The following is a 1,551-nucleotide window of genomic DNA, read 5'->3' on the forward strand; positions in this document are numbered from 1 at the left end:
CTGGAGCAGGGGCTGCGTGTCGACCCGGACGAGCTCTCCCTCCGGGAAATGCGGATAAAAGGCGGAAACCCGGCCATCATAGGCCTCGGCAAGATAGCGCGTGATACGCGCGCGCACCGCACCGTCGTACCGGTCTCGCGGCACATAGACGAGGATGGAAACGAAATTGTCGAACCGGTCGATGCGTGGCAGCACCCGCACCCGGGGTCGGTCGTAAAGCCCGGCGATCGCCTCGGCAAATTCGGCCAGCTGCTCGGTATCCACCTGGAACAGTTCGTCGCGCGGATAGCTGTCGAGTGCCCCAAGCAGCGTGCGCCCCGCATGTCCCAGCGGATCGACCCCGGACTGCCGCATCACTTCGGCGATCTTGCGCCGGATCAGCGGTACGTCGGTATGGGGCGTTGCCAGCGCCTGGGCGGTATAGAGACCGACCACGCGCAACTCGCCACAGGCCTCGCCGGCTGCATCGAACAGCTTGATGCCGACATAGTCCATGTGCGCGCGACGATGCACCCGCGAGCGCAGGTTCGCCTTTGTCACCAGCACCGGATCGGGCCCTTCGACGAAGTCGACCAGCTGCCGGGTGCTTTCCACGAAGTCCGGGCCGCTCCGAAGGACACGCAGGTCGTCGTCCCGCATGATGCCCAGCCCGCTGCCTGCGACCGGCTCCAGCGCGTGCTCATCGAGCCGATATTCGCGCATGCCCAGGAAGGTGAAATTGTGCTCGGTCAGCCATTCCACGAAGTGGGCGGCTTCATCGCGCTGCGCCGGGCGCAGCACGCCCAATCCGGACACCGCTTTTCTCACCCGCTCCAGCATCGGCTGCCAGTCGGCAACGGCCCGCGCCACGTCGCGCAGGGTTGCCTCGAGTTCGGCGACAAGGCCATCGACGTCGGCTACCGGGTCCGACTGGATATGGAGCATGCTGACGGCCGCGCCGCCTTCGCTGACCACCTGCCCGCGAGAAACGTGCAGCACCGGATGGGCAAAAAGCCTGATCACCCCGCCGGCCGCGCGCAGGGCGGCGAGGGCGCTGTCGACGATAAAGGGCATGTCTGGCCCGATGATGTCGATGACCAGCGGCTCTCCCGGCGGTGCCGGGCGCGTGGCGAGCACGCGTGTTGTGTCCACTGGCGCGGCGATGAGGCGGGCATGCGTGGTGGTCAACGCGCCGATCAGGGTCGTGGGATCCTGCCGCGCCAGGTCATCCGGATCGATAGCCGCAATGGCCCGTGCCAGCATCAGCCTGAGACTGGGATCGTCGATCGCGCTCGAATTCGCCTGCGCTAGGATGTGCGCTTCGATTGCATTCGACATGCCGTGCTCCCCGGTGACTCGCGCGCCCACCTTAGGCAATGGAGATGACAGTGTCTGTATGCCCGTTTGGCTCAGGCCAGCCGGGCCATCCCGCCGATCGCGCGCCAAGCCGTTTCACAAAACGGTCACATTTGGGCAAAGCGTTTCCCGCTTTCGCCTGTAGCGGCAGGGTTAGTATCTTGTTAAAGTCTATCAAGCTGGTAGTGTTTGCCCCGGTTCAACCGCAGGTGCCCG

Annotated in this window: 1 pseudogene; it reads right to left on the reverse strand. The window is 65.4% G+C overall.

Annotation, left to right across the window (positions count from 1 at the left end):
- Positions 1-1,317: pseudogene (locus ACOJSF_RS11305) on the reverse strand (hypothetical protein); the annotation flags it as partial.
- Between the last annotated feature and the right edge of the window lie 234 nt (positions 1,318-1,551).

The sequence above is a fragment of the Sphingomonas sp. genome, from assembly GCF_048594985.1.
In the GTDB taxonomy this organism is placed as follows: Bacteria; Pseudomonadota; Alphaproteobacteria; order Sphingomonadales; family Sphingomonadaceae; genus Sphingomonas_I.